Origin of the sequence: Cobetia sp. Ld8, assembly GCF_045066615.1 — a bacterium.
GTDB lineage: Bacteria > Pseudomonadota > Gammaproteobacteria > Pseudomonadales > Halomonadaceae > Cobetia > Cobetia amphilecti.
Genome location: NZ_JBISHF010000006.1, coordinates 367,771 through 384,447 on the forward strand (window position 1 = coordinate 367,771; position 16,677 = coordinate 384,447).

General features: G+C 62.2%; 14 protein-coding genes and 1 pseudogene. 3 read left to right on the top strand and 12 right to left on the bottom strand.

Annotated elements, in window-relative coordinates; translation table 11 throughout:
* Positions 1–45: 45 nt before the first annotated feature.
* The 9 genes and pseudogenes from aceA to ACJJV2_RS03330 form a co-directional block, all read right to left on the bottom strand.
* Positions 46–1,356 carry an isocitrate lyase gene (gene aceA / locus ACJJV2_RS03290; protein WP_405278262.1) on the bottom strand — a complete coding sequence of 437 codons (1,311 nt, stop codon included), beginning with the start codon at positions 1,354–1,356 and terminating at the stop codon, positions 46–48.
* Positions 1,357–1,553: 197 nt separating this feature from the next.
* Positions 1,554–2,306 (bottom strand): hypothetical protein, encoded by a 753-nt coding sequence (locus ACJJV2_RS03295; protein ID WP_215823355.1) that lies wholly within the window; start codon positions 2,304–2,306, stop codon positions 1,554–1,556.
* Positions 2,307–2,643: 337 nt separating this feature from the next.
* On the bottom strand, positions 2,644–3,075 hold the full coding sequence (locus ACJJV2_RS03300) for a GNAT family N-acetyltransferase (protein ID WP_279832157.1): 432 nt from the start codon (positions 3,073–3,075) through the stop codon (positions 2,644–2,646).
* Entirely contained in the window at positions 3,072–4,316 is a 1,245-nt protein-coding gene (locus ACJJV2_RS03305) for a JmjC domain-containing protein (protein WP_405278265.1), read from the bottom strand. The genes ACJJV2_RS03300 and ACJJV2_RS03305 overlap by 4 nt, the downstream gene beginning before the upstream one ends.
* Positions 4,317–4,572: 256 nt before the next feature.
* Positions 4,573–5,940, bottom strand: a complete 1,368-nt coding sequence (gene purB / locus ACJJV2_RS03310) for an adenylosuccinate lyase (protein WP_405278267.1) — start codon at positions 5,938–5,940, stop codon at positions 4,573–4,575.
* Between the two features lie 149 nt (positions 5,941–6,089).
* Entirely contained in the window at positions 6,090–6,725 is a 636-nt protein-coding gene (hflD, locus tag ACJJV2_RS03315) for a high frequency lysogenization protein HflD (protein ID WP_043333854.1), read from the bottom strand.
* Positions 6,722–7,903 carry a tRNA 2-thiouridine(34) synthase MnmA gene (gene mnmA / locus ACJJV2_RS03320; RefSeq protein WP_279832159.1) on the bottom strand — a complete coding sequence of 394 codons (1,182 nt, stop codon included), beginning with the start codon at positions 7,901–7,903 and terminating at the stop codon, positions 6,722–6,724. Before mnmA ends, hflD begins: the two co-directional genes overlap by 4 nt.
* 124 nt (positions 7,904–8,027) lie before the next feature.
* Positions 8,028–8,477: an NUDIX domain-containing protein gene (locus tag ACJJV2_RS03325; RefSeq protein ID WP_405278270.1), complete on the bottom strand. Its 450-nt coding sequence runs from the start codon at positions 8,475–8,477 to the stop codon at positions 8,028–8,030.
* Between the two features lie 188 nt (positions 8,478–8,665).
* Positions 8,666–9,280: pseudogene (locus tag ACJJV2_RS03330) on the bottom strand (pseudouridine synthase); the annotation flags it as partial.
* Positions 9,281–9,380: 100 nt separating this feature from the next.
* Here ACJJV2_RS03330 and icd point away from each other — a divergent pair.
* The 3 genes from icd to clpA all read left to right on the top strand — a co-directional run bounded on the left by icd (position 9,381) and on the right by clpA (position 13,841).
* Positions 9,381–10,643, top strand: coding sequence for an NADP-dependent isocitrate dehydrogenase (gene icd, locus ACJJV2_RS03335; protein ID WP_131432618.1), 1,263 nt, complete (start codon positions 9,381–9,383; stop codon positions 10,641–10,643).
* Positions 10,644–11,141: 498 nt separating this feature from the next.
* Positions 11,142–11,543, top strand: a complete 402-nt coding sequence (gene clpS / locus ACJJV2_RS03340) for an ATP-dependent Clp protease adapter ClpS (protein WP_082388342.1) — start codon at positions 11,142–11,144, stop codon at positions 11,541–11,543.
* A gap of 33 nt (positions 11,544–11,576) precedes the next feature.
* Positions 11,577–13,841, top strand: a complete 2,265-nt coding sequence (clpA, locus tag ACJJV2_RS03345) for an ATP-dependent Clp protease ATP-binding subunit ClpA (RefSeq protein WP_043333850.1) — start codon at positions 11,577–11,579, stop codon at positions 13,839–13,841.
* Between the two features lie 574 nt (positions 13,842–14,415).
* On the opposite strand, the gene infA is transcribed toward clpA, so the two are convergent.
* The 3 genes from infA to aat all read right to left on the bottom strand — a co-directional run bounded on the left by infA (position 14,416) and on the right by aat (position 16,584).
* Positions 14,416–14,634, bottom strand: a complete 219-nt coding sequence (infA, locus tag ACJJV2_RS03350; protein WP_024953359.1) for a translation initiation factor IF-1 — start codon at positions 14,632–14,634, stop codon at positions 14,416–14,418.
* 393 nt (positions 14,635–15,027) lie between these two features.
* Positions 15,028–15,831 carry an arginyltransferase gene (locus ACJJV2_RS03355; RefSeq protein WP_405278273.1) on the bottom strand — a complete coding sequence of 268 codons (804 nt, stop codon included), beginning with the start codon at positions 15,829–15,831 and terminating at the stop codon, positions 15,028–15,030.
* A gap of 36 nt (positions 15,832–15,867) precedes the next feature.
* Positions 15,868–16,584: a leucyl/phenylalanyl-tRNA--protein transferase gene (aat, locus tag ACJJV2_RS03360; protein WP_043333849.1), complete on the bottom strand. Its 717-nt coding sequence runs from the start codon at positions 16,582–16,584 to the stop codon at positions 15,868–15,870.
* Between the last annotated feature and the right edge of the window lie 93 nt (positions 16,585–16,677).

A 16,677-nucleotide genomic window follows, 5' to 3' on the forward strand; every position in this document is an offset into this window, starting at 1 on the left:
GCGCAATCCTGCCATTGCGAGGTGCCATGCCGCGATATCAGCGGCCTAGAACTGGTCTTCTTCCGTGGAACCCGTCAGTGCGGTGACGGAGGAATTGCCGCCCTGAATGACGTTGGTCATGTCATCGAAGTAACCGGTGCCGACTTCCTGCTGGTGCGCCACGAAGGTGTAGCCCTTCTCGGCTGCGGCGAATTCGGCTTCCTGCACCTTCTCGACGTAGTGCTTCATGCCTTCGCCCTGCGCATAGTCGTAGGCAAGATCGAACATGTTGAACCACATGTTGTGGATACCGGCCAGGGTGATGAACTGGTACTTGTAGCCCATGTCCGACAGTTCCTGCTGGAACTTGGCGATGGTGGCGTCGTCGAGGTTCTTCTTCCAGTTGAAGGAAGGCGAGCAGTTGTAGGCCAGCAGCTGGTCCGGGTATTCCTTCTTGATCGCTTCGGCGAAGCGGCGCGCCTCCTCGAGGTCCGGCTTGGCGGTTTCACACCAGATCAGGTCGGAGTAGGGCGCGTAGGCCAGGCCGCGGGCAATGGCTTGATCCAGACCGGCCTTGACGCGATAGAAGCCTTCGTCGGAGCGCTCACCGGTCAGGAACGGCTTGTCGTAGTCGTCGACATCGGAGGTGATCAGGTCAGCGGCATTGGCATCGGTACGTGCGATGACCAGGGTCGGCACACCCGCCACGTCAGCGGCCAGGCGAGCGGCCACCAGCTTCTGCACCGCTTCCTGGGTCGGCACCAGTACCTTGCCGCCCATGTGGCCACACTTCTTGACCGAGGCCAGCTGGTCCTCGAAGTGCACGCCGGAGGCACCCGCACGGATCATGGCGGTCATCAGCTCGTAGCCGTTGAGCACGCCACCGAAACCGGCCTCGGCATCCGCCACGATAGGCGCGAAGTAATCGACGAAGTCGGCATCGCCCGGATTGGCCCCTTTCTGCCACTGGATCTGGTCGGCGCGGCGGAAGGTGTTGTTGATGCGCTTGACCACGGTCGGCACGGAATCCACCGGATAGAGCGACTGATCCGGGTACATGGCTTCACTGGTGTTGTTGTCGGCGGCGACCTGCCAGCCGGACAGGTAGATGGCCTCGATACCGGCCTTCACCTGTTGCATGGCCTGGCCGCCGGTCAGGGCGCCCAGACAGTTGACGTAGCCCTTCCTGGCATCACCATTGACCAGTTTCCAGAGCTTCTCGGCACCGCGGGTCGCCAGGGTATTGGCTTCCGGAACGGAGCCGCGCAGGCGCACCACATCCTCGGCGGAATAGGGGCGAGTGACCCCTTTCCAGCGCGGATTCTCGGCCCAGTCCTTTTCGAGCGCGGCAATCTGATCGGCACGTGTGTGACTCATGGTGGCATCTCCTGATGGCTTCGTCGTTGGGGCTCAGCCCCTGGCGTGTTGTCTGTGTCTTGTGTCTGTTCACTTGTCTTTCGTCTGGCGGTCGACGCGAGAGCGACGCATGAAATGGGAGTGTCGGTGCTCTGCGTCTTGAGTTGCTGCATGACAGTTTGTTGTTGTTATTGATCTTTCAGGCGTTACCAGTGGAGTCACGCCGTGCGACAGAAGGCGTCGTCGGTGGCGTTGTCGAGCTCCGCTGGCTCAGCAAGTCTGAAGCGAGCCTTGATCACGCCAAGGCAGGCAGTTTCCAGGCCGGGTGCCGCTGTCAGCGTGATGCTGTCCAACCAGGGCATCAGGAAGTACAGGCTGGCTTCCAGCGTGGGTAACGTGCAGTGGCTGAGGGTGAGGGCGATGCGCGGTGGCCTGCCGTCCGGCGCGCGCAGCCGTGAGATCAGCTCTCCCCAGCACAGCGCTTCGCGCACGCTGCTGATCTGGGCAATGGCCAGCACTGAATGACGTTCGCCGCGATGCCGCGCGGCGGCCAGTGTCCAGAGGGCCCGGGGGAGCGGGCGGTTGCCCAGCTGCATCCCCGTCACGTCATCGGTGAGGCCGGCAAGCGCCAGCTGGTCAGGCGCGTCCTGCGTCTCGGTAGCTGTTGCCGGCTGCGCATTGCACTTCAGCTGCCAGCCGCTGCCCTGTGAGCGCAGTTGCCACTGCTCGCCGGGAAGTTGCCAGCGCTGGTCGCGACTCAGATGGCAGATCGTCTGCGCCTGTGCCGCCACCGACTCCGCTGTCTGCGGTGGCAGGAGGTCCTTGAGGGGACGTGCCAGCTTGAGAATCCGCGTGCGGATCTCGGCGTTGTGCCATTGCTCGGCCAGAGCGGCATCCTCAGGCTGCCCGAGTACCTGGTCACCTCTACCGCCCATCAGGGTGGTCTGCGTTCGTGAGTCTGAGGTGAGCATGGGCGAATCTCCTGAAGGCGGTGCCGGATCGGGCAGCGTGTCATGTCGCAGTGCAGCGTAAATGACCTGATCTCTAGCATCGCTCCGAAATTGAGTGCTGTCTTTCATTCATTGGTCGCATTAAAACGATCGTTTTATTTCAGTTTCAGCGTTGTGGAATTTCTGCTGGCAAACGGTCGTTTTAATATTTCTTAATGACGTCATGATGCCAGTATCCATGGGCCTTGGGGAATGATGACTTGGTCAAGGAGCAGGTTGTAGCCAGACTACAAGAAACTTCAAGGCACAAAAAAACCGGCCCCAAATGGGGCCGGTTTTGTAAGGCAGACGCTAAAATTCAGTTCAGAATCAAGCGCATGCTGCGGTGCGGTATGCCGGCATCGAGAAACTCGTCGCCGTAAGCCGTGAAGCCGAGGCGTTGATAGAATTCCAGCGCATGGGTCTGGGCATCCAGTAGCACTTCAGCATGACCAGCCTGGCGCGCAGCATGGATGACCGCTTCCATCAGGCGTTGGCCAAGCCCCAGTCCGCGCGCTTCGGAGAGGATGGCGACGCGGCCGACATGGCCGTCCGGCAACAGACGGGCCGTGCCGACGGTGCGGCCATCCAGATGCACGAGGAAGTGTTCGCAGGCGTCATCGCGCCCGTCCCACTCCTCATCCTGCGGCACCTGCTGTTCCTCGATGAACACGACGCGGCGGATCTCGCTGGCCTCGTTGCCCAACGTCTGCCAGTCGCCCCGTTCCAGGCTGATCATGGCGTCACTCATTCTTCATCGTCCTCTTCGTCCTGAAGGTCACATTCCAGTATCAGGCTGCCGCGGTTGATCAGCGCCGTCAGCAGGCTGACCACGGCACTGCGATCAAGGTCTGCCGTGGTGTAGTCGAGCAACACCGCCGTGAGGCGCTGATCGGAGGCCAGCGCTTCCGCCAGCGGCTGAGGGGCCAGGATGCCATCGCCATCGACGAACAGCGTGCTGGTGCCATTCTCGCCGTGACGGAAGGCGAAGCGTGAGCCCAGGGAGCGCACCAGTACGCCTTCATCTTCCAGATACTCGACCAGCTCATGGGTCTTGAGGGCCGGCTCGCGGGCGGCGAGCTGCTCCAGATACTTGGGCTGGGTCATGTAGCGACCGAACCACTGTGCCAGCTGGGTCGGGTTGTCCAGCGTGCTGAGCAGCAATTCACGCACGCGCTCGAGCGAGGCGTCGTCCAGCTCGCCGGCATTGGCGACCGGTGCCATGCCCTGGTCACGGTAGCGCAGCGATTCCGGCAGGCTGGCACCCAGATAGTCGGCGTAGGAGGTGACGACTTCATCGGCGGAAGGCGCACGGAAGCCGACGGAGATGGTCATGCAGTCATCGGACTGGCTGACACCGTGGTGCGCCAGGCGCGGCGGCACGTAGAGCATGTCGCCGGGTTCCAGCACCCAGTCCTCGCCCGGAGTGACCTCGAAGTGATTGAGGATGCGCAGGTCGATGCCATCGATGATCTCGGCGTCGTCACCGTGCATGCCGCCCAGCTGCCAATGACGCTGGCCCTGGGCCTGCAGCAGGAAGACATCGTAGTTGTCCAGGTGCGGGCCGACACTGCCGCCGGTCGGCGCGTAGCTGATCATGATGTCATCGAGACGCCAGCGCGGCAGGAAGGTGAAGGGCTCGAACAGCGCGGCGACGTCGGGGACGTAATGGTCCACCGCCTGCACCAGCAGGCTCCACTGGCTGTCGTCCTTGGCGTCGAGACGTGCGAAGGTCGCTTCATCGAAGGGACCGTGGCTGACCTGCCAGGCCTTGTCCGGGCCGTTTTCCTCGACCAGACGGGCTTCGATGCCATCTTCACAGGCCAGACCGGCCAGTTCATCGGCTTCCAGCGGCGTCTCGAAGTCTGCGAAGGCTCCGCGGATCAGCAGCGGCTTCTGCTGCCAGTAATCGCGCAGGAATTCACGGATGCTCAGGCCGCCCAACAGTGCCAGTGGCGTGTCGGTGTCGCGGGGGGCGGGGGATGTGCTCATGCAGAACCTCTCGAACGCGAACGGCAGCCTGTCAGGAGGCGGCGGTCTCGCGATGACGTCGTTGAAGCCGTTTTGCCGGATGGCAGACGGCGATGCGTTCCATGCCGAGCCTTGAGAGCGTGGCATGTCGTGCCCACTGACGGAGAGCGTCAGTGGTCGTGAATCCAGTGTGTCGTTCAGCGTGCAGCGTAATGCGTAATGCATGACGCCGGAGCAGAGGCCCCGGCGTCTTGAGACTTGCAGTGACCTGCGCCGCTTAGAGCGCCTTGGCCTGTGCAATGGCGTTGCCGATGTAGCTGGCCGGGCTCAGTGCCTTCAGCTCGGTCTTGACGTCTTCCGGCAGTTCCAGCGTCTCGATGAAGGCGGCGAAACCGGCCTGGTCGATACGCTTGCCACGGGTCAGCTCCTTGAGCTTCTCGTAGGGCTTCTCGATGCCGTAACGACGCATGACGGTCTGGATAGGCTCGGCGAGCACTTCCCAGCTGTTGTCCAGATCGGCGTTCAGGCGCTCCGGGTTGGCTTCCAGCTTGCTGATGCCCTTCAGGGTCGCCTGATAGGCGATCAGACCCTGCGCCAGGCCGGTGCCCAGGTTGCGCAGCACGGTGGAGTCGGTCAGGTCACGCTGCCAGCGGGAGATCGGCAGCTTCTGTGCCAGATGGCCCAGCACGGCGTTGGCGATGCCCAGATTGCCTTCGGAGTTCTCGAAGTCGATCGGGTTGACCTTGTGCGGCATGGTGGAGGAGCCGATCTCGCCGGCCACGGTGCGCTGCTTGAAGTAGCCCAGCGAGATGTAGCCCCAGACGTCACGATCGAAGTCGATCAGGATGGTGTTGAAGCGGCAGATGGCATCGAACAGCTCGGCGATGTAGTCGTGCGGCTCGATCTGGGTAGTGTACGGGTTGAAGGTCAGCCCGAGGCTCTCGACGAAGGTTTCGGCGTTGGCCGGCCAGTCGATGGCCGGATAGGTGGTCAGGTGGGCGTTGTAGTTGCCCACGGCACCGTTGATCTTGCCGAGCATCTCGATGCGTTCGATCTGCGCCAGCTGACGACGCAGGCGCGCGGCGACGTTGGCCATTTCCTTGCCGAGGGTGGTCGGGCTGGCAGTCTGGCCGTGGGTGCGCGACAGCATCGGCTGTTCGGCGTGCTGGTGGGCCAGCGCGACGATCGCTTCGGTCACTTCACGCATCTGCGGCAGCAGCACGTTGTCCAGGCCGCCACGCAGCATCAGGGCGTGAGACAGGTTGTTGATGTCTTCACTGGTGCAGGCGAAGTGGATGAACTCGGTGACGGCGTTGAGTTCGGCGTTGCTCTCGACCTTTTCCTTCAGGAAGTACTCGACCGCCTTCACGTCGTGGTTGGTGGTGCGTTCGATGTCCTTGATGCGCTGGGCATCCTCGACACTGAATTCACTGACGATGCTATCCAGCACGGCGTTGGCATCCGCGGAGAAGGCCGGCACTTCAGCGATCTCGGCGTGGGCGGCCAGGCGTTGCAACCAGCGCACCTCGACGATGACGCGGGCACGGATCAGGCCGAATTCACTGAAGTGCTCGCGCAGGGCCTCGCTCTTGGCGCCATAGCGGCCATCGACGGGAGACAGGGCGGTGAGGGCGGACAGCTGCATGATGAGAATCTTCCGATGGTGGCAGGACATGATGCGCTGCCGGTTCAAGTGTCTCGGAGCCCGGTTGATGGGCTCCAGCGTTGTTGAAGCGAATTCGGGTGTGAATCAGGTGCGTCAGGTGACGCGCTGGCGCGAGCGCGTAGGCGGGCTCAGCCCAGCTGCTGCAATGACTTCTTGAGCGCGCTGCGCTGGAAGACCAGCTTCCAGCGACGGCCACCCTGCTGGTCCCACAGCAGGGCGAAGCGCACGCCTGCCAGCAGGGCGCAGCGGATGCGTTCCGGCATCATGCGCTGCTGCAGCAGGCCGGGGTCGCCCTGGACCACGATCCGGTAGCGGAAGGTGGAGAGGGTCTGCTGGTAAAGCTCGCCCAGGCTTGCGATCACGTTCTCGTGGGTCGGCCCGAAGTGCTCGGCCTGGCCCTGGATGCGTGTCAGGCCCGCGCCCAGCTTGTCCAGCATGTCCGGGTCCTTCTTGAGCTTGCTCATCAGCATCACCAGCGAGAAGCCGTAACGCATCACCACGGGCGAGACCTGGCGACGTTCCATCACCGCACTGACGGTGTCGATGCCGAGCCGCAGGCGGTTATGGTGCCCGCCGTAGATGGCTTCGAAGCTTTCCGGATTGGTATCCAGCGTGGCATTGACCAGGGTTTCCCAGGCGCGCTCATCGCACTGGCCGTGGCGGGCCAGCTCATCGACCAGCGCGGCTGCCTGGAAGACGCCCGCCAGCGACAGTGCCTGGCGGGTAGTGGTATCAGTGACGGGGCGGATCGGCACGCTGGTCATTGCGCGGCGGACTCCTCGGGGCCAGAGAGCGGGGCGGTGGAAGCGCTGGCGTCCGCCGTCGGAAGTTTCCAGGCGGCATCGATCACGCCGCCGCCCAGACAGATATCGCCGAGATAGAAGACGGCGGACTGGCCGGGCGTGACGGCGCGTTGCGGTTCATCGAAACGCACCTCGACACGCTGGCCGTCATTGACGATCAAGGTCGCGGCCTGATCTTCCTGGCGATAGCGGTTCTTGCAGCGAATGCGCAGCTCGCCATTGGCATCGGTCTGCGGCGGCTCGCCGGCGACCCAGTCGACGGATTCGGTGCTCAACGCCTGAGTGTAGAGCAGGTCGTGGTGCTTGCCCTGCACGGCGATCAGCACGTTGCGCTCCAGGTCCTTGGCACACACGAACCAGGGCGCGTCCGGATAGCGCTTGAGGCCACCGATTCCCAGCCCCTGGCGCTGGCCGAGGGTGTAGTACATCAGGCCCATGTGCTCGCCGATGACATCGCCATCGGGGGTCTCGATCTTGCCGGGCTGAGCGGGCAGGTACTGCTTGAGGAAGTCGGCGAAACGCCGCTCGCCGATGAAGCAGATACCGGTGGAATCCTTCTTGCGCGCGGTGATCAGCTCATGCTTCTCGGCGATGGCGCGAACTTCGTGCTTCTCGAGCTCGCCGACAGGGAACAGGGTGCGCGCGATGGCTGCCTGCGGCACGGCATGCAGGAAGTAGCTCTGGTCCTTGTTGGTGTCCAGGCCCTTGAGCAGGCGCGGAAGACCATCACGCACGCCGCCACGCACGTAGTGACCGGTGGCGATCAGCTCGGCGCCCAGCATCTCGGCATACTCGAGGAAGACCTTGAACTTGATCTCGCGGTTGCACAGGATGTCGGGATTCGGCGTGCGACCGGCCTTGTACTCGGCCAGGAAGTGCTCGAAGACGTTGTCCCAGTACTCCGCGGCGAAGTTGGCGGTATGCAGCTTGATGCCGAGCTTGTCGCACACGGCCTGGGCATCGGCCAGGTCTTCGAGGGCGGTGCAGTATTCGCTACCGTCGTCTTCGTCCCAGTTCTTCATGAACAGGCCTTCGACGTGGTAGCCCTGCTCCATCAACAACAGGGCAGAGACGGAGGAGTCGACACCGCCGGACATGCCGACGATGACCTTGGTTCCGGTACCGGTTTCAGCGGTCATCAGTTCTCTCGTCACCCGCATGGCCGCGGGTTGTCACAAACAGGGGAGGCGGCAGACCCGTCATTCTGGCGCCGCTTGAATGGGCGGGATTATACCTGAAGGCGGGGGTGGGATTCATCCTGCCTCAGTCATGAATGACATCCAGCGGGAAGCGCTTGCCGCGCAAGCTGTCGCGAATGCGCCGCGTCACCAGTGGGCTACGCAAGCGCCCCATGTCCTCCAACTGTTCTATCTCCTCCAGCGCCAGCCAGTGGGTACGGATGATGTCCGGGTCCAGTGGCGTGCTCAGATGTTCCAGCGCCGCCGCCTCGAAGCTATGGGAATGGAAGTGGGTGCCATCCTCGCCAACATGCACGTAAAGCCCCAGGTAGCCGGTGAGCAGGATGCGCCAGGCGGTTTCCTCGCGGACTTCGCGTTGCACGCCGTCGATGATGCGCTCATGGGGTTCGAGATGGCCGGCCGGCTGGTTGAACACCGTGCAGGGCCCGCCCTTGTCTTCCTCGACGATCAGGTAGCGCCCGGCGCGTTCGACGACGCAGGCGACGGTGACATTCGGGGTCCAGCGAGCAGCCATCAGGATTTCCTTCCTTTCTTGGGTGATGAGGGACGACGAGAGGGGGCGCGGGCGCAGGGGGTCTTGCCTGAACCCTTGCCTTCAGTCTGGCCAGAACTCCGACTGGAACCCCGACCTGAGCCCTTGCCGCTCTTGCCCGCGCTGTTGCCTTTATTGCCACTGCCCCGGGGGCCAGCGTTGCCGGTGCGGCGCTCGCCCGGCTTGCCAGTCGCGCCCTTGTGGCGTGGCGAGCGGGACTCGCGGCGAGGTGGCGCAGGCATCTCGACTTCCTCGCTGCGCCATTCACCGGGGGCAAGGCCATCGAGCTTCCACGGCCCGATGGCCGCGCGGATCAAGCGCAGGGTCGGCAGGCCGACGTGGGCGGTCATGCGGCGCACCTGGCGATTGCGACCTTCGCTGATGATGATCTCCAGCCAGTGGGTCGGAATGCTCGCACGGAAGCGCACAGGGGGTTGCCTGTCTGGCAACGTGGGCGGCTCAATCTGCCTGACCCTGGCCGGCCGGGTCATGCCATCCTTGAGCTCGACCCCGGCACGCAGCGCGGCGATGGCCTGCTCGTCAGGGGCGCCTTCCACCTGCACCCAGTAGGTCTTGGGCTGCTTCTTCTTCGGGTGCGCGATCTGGTGGGAGAGCGCGCCATCACTGGTGAGCAGCAGCAGTCCCTCGGAGTCATAGTCGAGGCGCCCGGCGGCATAGACATCCGGCACGTCGATGAAGTCAGCGAGTGTCTGGCGGCCCTGATCGCGGTCGGTGAACTGGGTCAGGACGCGGTAAGGCTTGTGAAGCAGATATATGAGAGACATGGTTTAGACTTTTGTCGCGGCTGCCGTATAAGCCTACTGTGAGAAGCGGCACGGGTGCTATACTCGCGCCTCCACTGAATCCATGACAGGGGAGTTATCAATGGGGTTCCAGAAGATTGTCGTCCCGGAAGGCGGTGCCAAGATCACCGCAAATTCCGACAATACCCTCAACGTTCCGAATAATCCGATCATCCCGTTCATCGAAGGCGATGGTATCGGTGTGGACGTGACTCCGGCCATGAAGATTGCCATCGACGCTGCTGTCGACAAGGCCTATGGCGGCGAGCGCAAGATTCACTGGATGGAAGTCTACGCCGGTGAAAAAGCCACTCACGTTTATGATGCTGACACCTGGCTGCCGGAAGAGACTCTCGAGGCTGTCAAGGATTACGTCGTTTCCATCAAGGGTCCGCTGACCACTCCGGTGGGCGGTGGTATTCGCTCCCTGAACGTCGCTCTGCGCCAGAAGCTGGATCTGTACACCTGCCTGCGCCCGGTGCGCTGGTTCACTGGTGTGCCGAGCCCGGTCAAGAAGCCGGCTGACGTCGACATGGTCATTTTCCGCGAAAACTCCGAAGACATCTATGCTGGTGTCGAATGGAAAGCGGGAACGCCGGAAGCCGACAAGGTCATCAAGTTCCTGCGTGAAGAGATGGGTGTCACCAACATCCGCTTCCCGGAGAACTGCGGTATCGGCGTCAAGCCGGTCTCCGAAGAAGGTACCAAGCGTCTGGTCCGTCAGGCTGTCCAGTACACCATCGACAACGACCGTGAGTCGCTGACCCTGGTGCACAAGGGCAACATCATGAAGTTCACCGAAGGTGCCTTCAAGGACTGGGGCTACGAAATCGTCAAGGACGAGTTCGGCGGCGAGCTGCTGGATGGCGGCCCGTGGATGACCTTCAAGAACCCGAACAACGGCAAGGACATCGTGGTCAAGGACGTCATCGCTGACGCCATGCTCCAGCAGATCCTGCTGCGTCCGGCGGAATATGACGTCATCGCCACCCTGAACCTGAACGGTGACTACCTGTCCGACGCTCTGGCGGCGGAAGTGGGTGGTATCGGTATCGCGCCGGGTGCCAACCTGTCCGACACCGTCGCCATGTTCGAAGCGACTCACGGTACTGCACCGAAGTACGCTGGCCAGGACAAGGTCAACCCGGGCTCCGTCATCCTCTCTGCCGAGATGATGCTGCGTCACATGGGTTGGGTCGAAGCGGCTGATCTCGTGCTGAAAGGCGTCGAGAAGGCCATCGCCAAGGGCGAAGTCACCTATGACTTCCATCGCCTGATGGACGATGCCAAGCTGCTGAAGTGCTCCGAGTTCGGTCAGGCTGTTGCTGACAACATGGATGCCTGAGACCCTGCGTTGATCTGATGCCCAGGCATCAGGTTGCGTGACAGGTTTCAGCAGAAGGCCCCCGGACATGTCCGGGGGCCTTCTTGCGTTTGAGATGGAAGCTCTCGGCTGCGCGCCCAGACGGCTGCCAACGATTGCCACCCCTGGGCGTTCTGCGTGGAGCGTTCTGCGCGGGGATTCTGTGCGGTAGCATTCCGGGTTCCATTGAGCGGCGAGACGCTTGAATGGGTCGCCAGTTGGCGACGCCTGTCGAGAGGTGTCTGTCGCGTATGTGAGCGAAAATGCATGCAAATGTCCGCATTCATGTCAGAGCGTCGCGATGCAGGCATGAACGTGTACGCCTGGACGTACGCGACTAAAGCTTGCAACCAGATCGACAAGCCCCCATCTTTTCCTTATCACACCCACATTGAGACGACGTGGCAGCGCTTGACCTTCTCCGCGGCGCGTTGAGGCAATCTGCTTCGTCACGGCTTGTGTTCACCGGATCAGCCCCTTATGTTCAAGACAGAGACATCGCGCGGCAGTCCTCCCTTTCTGGAGACACTGTCGATCAGCAATCAGGCCCCGTCGGCTCAGGAACCCGGATACCAGGAAGACCACGAAGGTGATCTGGCATTCGAGACCGCTGAGCCTGAACTGGCTCCACCGCCCATGTACAAGGTCGTTCTGCACAATGATGACTTCACGCCGATGGACTTCGTCGTGGAGGTGCTGACCACCTTTTTCAACAAGGATCAGGAGCAGGCAGTACAGATCATGCTCGCTGTCCATCATCAGGGAAAAGGAACCTGTGGCATCTTCAGTCGCGACATCGCGGAAACGAAATGCCACCAAGTCAATCAATATGCTCGAGAGTGCCAGCATCCGCTGCTGTGCGACATCGACCGGGCGGAGTGATCCGTCCAAGACGCGGCCTAGAGGGGACTTGCCATGTTGAGCAAAGAACTTGAACTGACCCTGAACACGGCCTTCACCGTGGCACGTTCCAAACGCCACGAATTCATGACCGTGGAACACCTCCTGCTGGCACTGCTGGACAATGCCTCCGCTGCCGATGTCCTGCGCGCCTGTGGTGCCAACCTGGACAAGCTGCGAGTCGACCTTCAGGACTTCATCAATTCCACCACCCCGCTGATTCCGGAAGAGCAGGAAGACCGCGAGACGCAGCCGACGCTGGGCTTCCAGCGTGTCCTGCAGCGTGCCGTCTTCCACGTGCAATCCTCCGGCAAGAGTGAAGTGACCGGCGCCAACGTGCTGGTGGCCATCTTCTCCGAGCAGGAAAGCCAGGCCGTCTACTTCCTCAAGCAGCAGAATGTCGCGCGTGTGGATGCGGTCAATTACATCGCGCATGGCATCTCCAAGGTCGCGGGTCACACCCAGACGCCCCAGGCGTCGGTCGAGAATGAAGAGAGCGAAGAGGCGAGCAGCGAAGGCGGCAACAACCCGCTGACCAACTACGCCACCAACCTCAACGAGCAGGCGCGTCTGGGCAAGATCGACCCGCTGATCGGCCGTGATGGCGAGCTCGAGCGTGTGGTGCAGATTCTGGTGCGTCGCCGCAAGAACAACCCGCTGCTGGTCGGTGAGGCCGGTGTCGGCAAGACCGCCATCGCGGAAGGTCTCGCCAAGCGCATCGTCGAGGAGGACGTGCCGGACGTCATCAAGGAAGCCGTGGTCTACTCGCTGGATCTCGGGGCGTTGCTGGCCGGCACCAAGTACCGCGGTGACTTCGAGAAGCGTCTCAAGTCGCTGCTGGCGGAGCTGCGCAAGGAACCGAACTCGATTCTGTTCATCGACGAGATCCACACCGTCATCGGTGCGGGTGCCGCGTCCGGTGGCGTGATGGATGCCTCCAACCTGCTCAAGCCGCTGCTGTCTTCCGGCGAGCTGCGTTGCATCGGTTCCACCACCTTCCAGGAATTCCGTGGCATCTTCGAGAAGGACCGCGCCCTGGCGCGTCGCTTCCAGAAGGTTGATGTCATGGAGCCGTCGGTGGATGACACCATCCGCATCCTCAAGGGGCTGCGTGGTCGCTTCGAGGAGCACCATGCCATCAAGTACACCGATGCCTCGCTGGAAACGGCAGTGCGTCTGGCGGACCGCTACATCAACGACCGTCAGCTGCCGGACAAGGCCATCGACGTGATCGATGAGGCCGGTGCCCACCAGCGCCTGCTGCCGGAGAGCATCCGCGTCGACACCATCGATACCGAGCAGGTCGAGGCGATCGTCGCCTCCATCGCTCGCATTCCGCCGAAGACGGTCTCCAGTTCCGACAAGAAGCTGCTGTCCAATCTCGAGCGCGATCTCAAGATGCTGGTGTTCGGGCAGGACGACGCCATCACCGGGCTGTCCGCGGCGATCAAGCTGTCGCGTGCTGGCCTCAAGGCGCCGGACAAGCCGGTGGGCAGCTTCCTGTTCGCTGGCCCGACAGGCGTCGGCAAGACCGAGGTCGCTCGTCAGCTGGCGGCGCTGATGGGTATCGAGCTGGTGCGCTTCGACATGTCCGAGTACATGGAGCGTCACACCGTCTCGCGCCTCATCGGGGCACCGCCGGGCTATGTCGGTTATGACCAGGGCGGTCTGTTGACCGAAGCCATCACCAAGCAGCCGCACTGCGTGCTGTTGCTGGATGAGATCGAGAAGGCACACCCGGAAGTCTTCAACCTGCTGCTGCAGGTAATGGACCACGGCCGCCTGACCGACAACAACGGTCGCGAAGCGGACTTCCGTAACGTCATTCTGGTGATGACCTCCAATGCGGGTGCCGAGCAGGTGGCGCGTCGCTCCATCGGCTTCAAGCACCAGGATCACTCCACCGACGCCATGGAAGTCATCCGCAAGACGTTCTCGCCGGAATTCCGCAACCGTCTGGATGGCATCATCCAGTTCGGCGCGCTGGATCTCGCCGTGGTGCGCAATGTGGTCGACAAGTTCCTGGTCGAACTGCAGGCGCAGCTGGATGAGAAGCGCGTGCAGCTGGATGTCGCTGATGAGGCGCGCGACTTGCTGGCGACCCTCGGGTATGACCCGGCAATGGGTGCTCGCCCGATGGCACGCGTGATTCAGGAGAAGCTCAAGAAGCCACTGGCAGAGATGATCCTGTTCGGCGACCTGTCCGAGTCGGGCGGTATCGTGCATGTCACGGTCGACAACGGCGAGCTGCACCTGGAAACGGAAGCGGAAATGGCGTGATCTGACGCTCAGCTTGCTGCCCTGAAGGGGCGACATGAACGGTCAGTGCTCAAGCACTGGCCGTTTTTTATGGCCGTGAGTCAGCAAGCTGTCCGCACTGGGCGGGCGTCGAGTTGATCGCCCAGGGCCTGATGCGCGCGCACGCCAAGGGGCTCGCCATCCTCGAGGGAAGGGCGGGGAGTTGGATGAGTACAGGAGGAGGCGAATGCGTATCGGGGGAAGCTAATGCGTATTGAGGAGAAAATGCCCAGCGGGGATGAGCCGCCTGTCATCATTGAATGGGAGCGAAGACCAGATTGGCGTTCGGGCTCAAGACGCATTCATGGGACAAGGCGGCATCATCGGAATACTCAGGCATACGCCATCGAGGTGGCGGGTGTCTCGCCGCGAAGGGCAAGTCTTGCAACCTCGATGCGTTCCGGGTCCGGGCGGAGGGTTCAGGCGGAGGTGACGCTGGTGCCTGAGGTGCCGGGAACGACCGGTTCAGCCAGCCGGTGTCATGATGATCGCATGCAGGTCCAGGACGTGCAGAGTGATCGATGGCATGGCAACCGGCAGGGCAGTCTGACCGTGCTTAGCGCGAACGGTAGACGATACGGCCCTTGGACAGGTCGTACGGAGTCAGCTCAACCTTGACCTTGTCGCCAGTCAGGATGCGGATGTAGTTCTTGCGCATCTTGCCGGAGATGTGAGCGGTCACGATGTGGCCGTTTTCCAGTTCAACACGGAAAGTGGTGTTCGGAAGGGTGTCGACGATGACGCCTTCCATTTCAATATGATCTTCACGCGCCATATAGGCTGATCCTCACTTATTACAGGGAATACTGCTGGTAGTTCCGAGCCGCCTCAGCACAAAAAGTGCCCGATTCGGGACTTCGATACGCGATATTGTGCCGTAAGGGCGGCGGCAAGGCAAAGTCGAAGCGCGATTGTACGCTCCTTGAGCGCCTGTGGGCAGCTCAGGAGGAAGATAAAAATCGGCATCTTGCGCCGGGGCAACTCTCGGCAGGCGGTGGGTCGGCACTCAGCGCTGTCTGGTGAGCCCCTGCCCGCTGAGCGTTGCGTCACCTTAGCGTTGTCGGAGCGCTTGCGTCGAGAGGGTGCCTGGAGAGCGCGTCGAAAGAGCCTATGGAATGAGCCCTTGGAATGAGCCCTTGGAATGAGCCCATGCAATGAGCTCAGCGCGTCACTCGCCGGATGTCACTGACGCGCCTTGCTTGACCAGGCTCAGTGGCAGATGGCTGTCGGTATGGTTGGCCGGTATGCGTCGCCGCCAGTGGCTGCCGTCCAGATACTCGAGCGGCTGGAAATGCTGCTTGTAGTTCATCTTGCGGCAATCGCGGATCCAGTAGCCCAGATAGAGGTGGGTCAGGCCTTCGCGGCGTGCCTGCTCAATCTGCCACAGCACCGCGTAGGTCCCCAGCGAGCGCTGATTCAGTGACTCATCCGGATCGTAGAAGGTATAGATGGCGGACAGGCCATGACTCATGCGGTCCATGGCGGCGACGGCCACCAGACGGCCGTCGAGGCGAAAGCTTACCAGGCGGGCATAGTCATCGCGGGAGGTGAGGAAGGTGCGATACTGCTCATGACTGGGCGGGAACATGTCGCCATCCGCATGACGGCTGCGGATGTAGTGGGCGTACAGGCGATAGTACTCGGGGTCGAAGAGTGCCGGCCCCTCTTCGATGGCCAGGTCGGCATTGCGACGCACCAGACGCTTCTGGGTACGGTTGGGCGTGAAGTCGGCGATCGGCACGCGCACGGAAATGCAGGCACGGCAATCACCGCAATGCGGACGATAGAGATGAGAGCCGCTGCGACGAAAGCCGAGCAGGGCAAGGGCGTCATAGACACCGGAATTGGGCGCTTCCTGCGGATCGAGAAACAGCGTAGTCGCCTGGCGGCCTTCCAGATAGCTGCAGGCGTGCGGTACCGTCAGAAAGAAGCGCAGATCGCGTTGCGGTTGCTTGGGGGTATTGCTGCTCACCGTTGCATCATCTCCCTCTTGGAATTGCCGTGGCCATCATTCCCGGGCGTGCTGCGTGGGCCAGGATGTCAGTGACCACTTGCCCTCATGCCCTTGGCCAGTGGCATACTGGTCAAGATAGCTGATGAAATCGCTGCGGGCGATGCTGCGGGCGCCAAGACTTGCCAGGTGCGGAGTATGCATCTGACAGTCGATCAACGGAAAATCCCGTGCCTTCAATTCCTGGCACAAGATCACCAGCGCCAGTTTCGAGGCATCGGGCACGCGCGAGAACATCGACTCGCCGAAGAAGATGCGTCCACAGGCGACGCCATACAGGCCGCCCACCAGAGAATCGCCCTGCCAGACTTCAACGCTGTGGGCATGTCCCATGGCATGCAGGGCGATGTAGGCCTGCTGCATTTCTGGCAATATCCACGTGCCTGCCTGGCCATCGCGAGGAATGCTGGCACAGGCATTGATCACACCGGTAAAGTCGCGGTCGATACTGTAGCTCAGGCCTGCATTGCGCAGGCGCTTGGCCAGACTGCGGCGTACACGGACTTCCTCTGGCTTGAGCACCATGCGTGGGTCCGGTGACCACCACAGGATGGGGTCACCCGGGCTGAACCAGGGAAATATGCCGCGGGGGTAGGCCGCCAGCAGCCACTCGGGACTGAGTTCGCCCCCTGCACACAGCAGGCCATCGGGCTCGCTCAGGGCGGTGGAAGCATGCGGAAAGCGGACAGGGGCAGGGGGAAGCCAGGGAAGCATGGGCAGCCTCTTGTCGGTTCGGGAACATGCACGGAGCAATGGGCTCCTGGCGCCTTGGCGTCATGAGCAGACGTGAATCGGCAATTATGACGT

Bases quoted from the DNA above. Each gene is read 5' to 3' on its own strand.
- aceA (WP_405278262.1), bottom strand. From the start codon at position 1,356: ATGAGTCACACACGTGCCGATCAGATTGCCGCGCTCGAAAAGGACTGG.
- ACJJV2_RS03295 (WP_215823355.1), bottom strand. From the start codon at position 2,306: ATGCTCACCTCAGACTCACGAACGCAGACCACCCTGATGGGCGGTAGA.
- ACJJV2_RS03300 (WP_279832157.1), bottom strand. From the start codon at position 3,075: ATGAGTGACGCCATGATCAGCCTGGAACGGGGCGACTGGCAGACGTTG.
- ACJJV2_RS03305 (WP_405278265.1), bottom strand. From the start codon at position 4,316: ATGAGCACATCCCCCGCCCCCCGCGACACCGACACGCCACTGGCACTG.
- purB (WP_405278267.1), bottom strand. From the start codon at position 5,940: ATGCAGCTGTCCGCCCTCACCGCCCTGTCTCCCGTCGATGGCCGCTAT.
- hflD (WP_043333854.1), bottom strand. From the start codon at position 6,725: ATGACCAGCGTGCCGATCCGCCCCGTCACTGATACCACTACCCGCCAG.
- mnmA (WP_279832159.1), bottom strand. From the start codon at position 7,903: ATGACCGCTGAAACCGGTACCGGAACCAAGGTCATCGTCGGCATGTCC.
- ACJJV2_RS03325 (WP_405278270.1), bottom strand. From the start codon at position 8,477: ATGGCTGCTCGCTGGACCCCGAATGTCACCGTCGCCTGCGTCGTCGAA.
- icd (WP_131432618.1), top strand. From the start codon at position 9,381: ATGGGGTTCCAGAAGATTGTCGTCCCGGAAGGCGGTGCCAAGATCACC.
- clpS (WP_082388342.1), top strand. From the start codon at position 11,142: ATGTTCAAGACAGAGACATCGCGCGGCAGTCCTCCCTTTCTGGAGACA.
- clpA (WP_043333850.1), top strand. From the start codon at position 11,577: ATGTTGAGCAAAGAACTTGAACTGACCCTGAACACGGCCTTCACCGTG.
- infA (WP_024953359.1), bottom strand. From the start codon at position 14,634: ATGGCGCGTGAAGATCATATTGAAATGGAAGGCGTCATCGTCGACACC.
- aat (WP_043333849.1), bottom strand. From the start codon at position 16,584: ATGCTTCCCTGGCTTCCCCCTGCCCCTGTCCGCTTTCCGCATGCTTCC.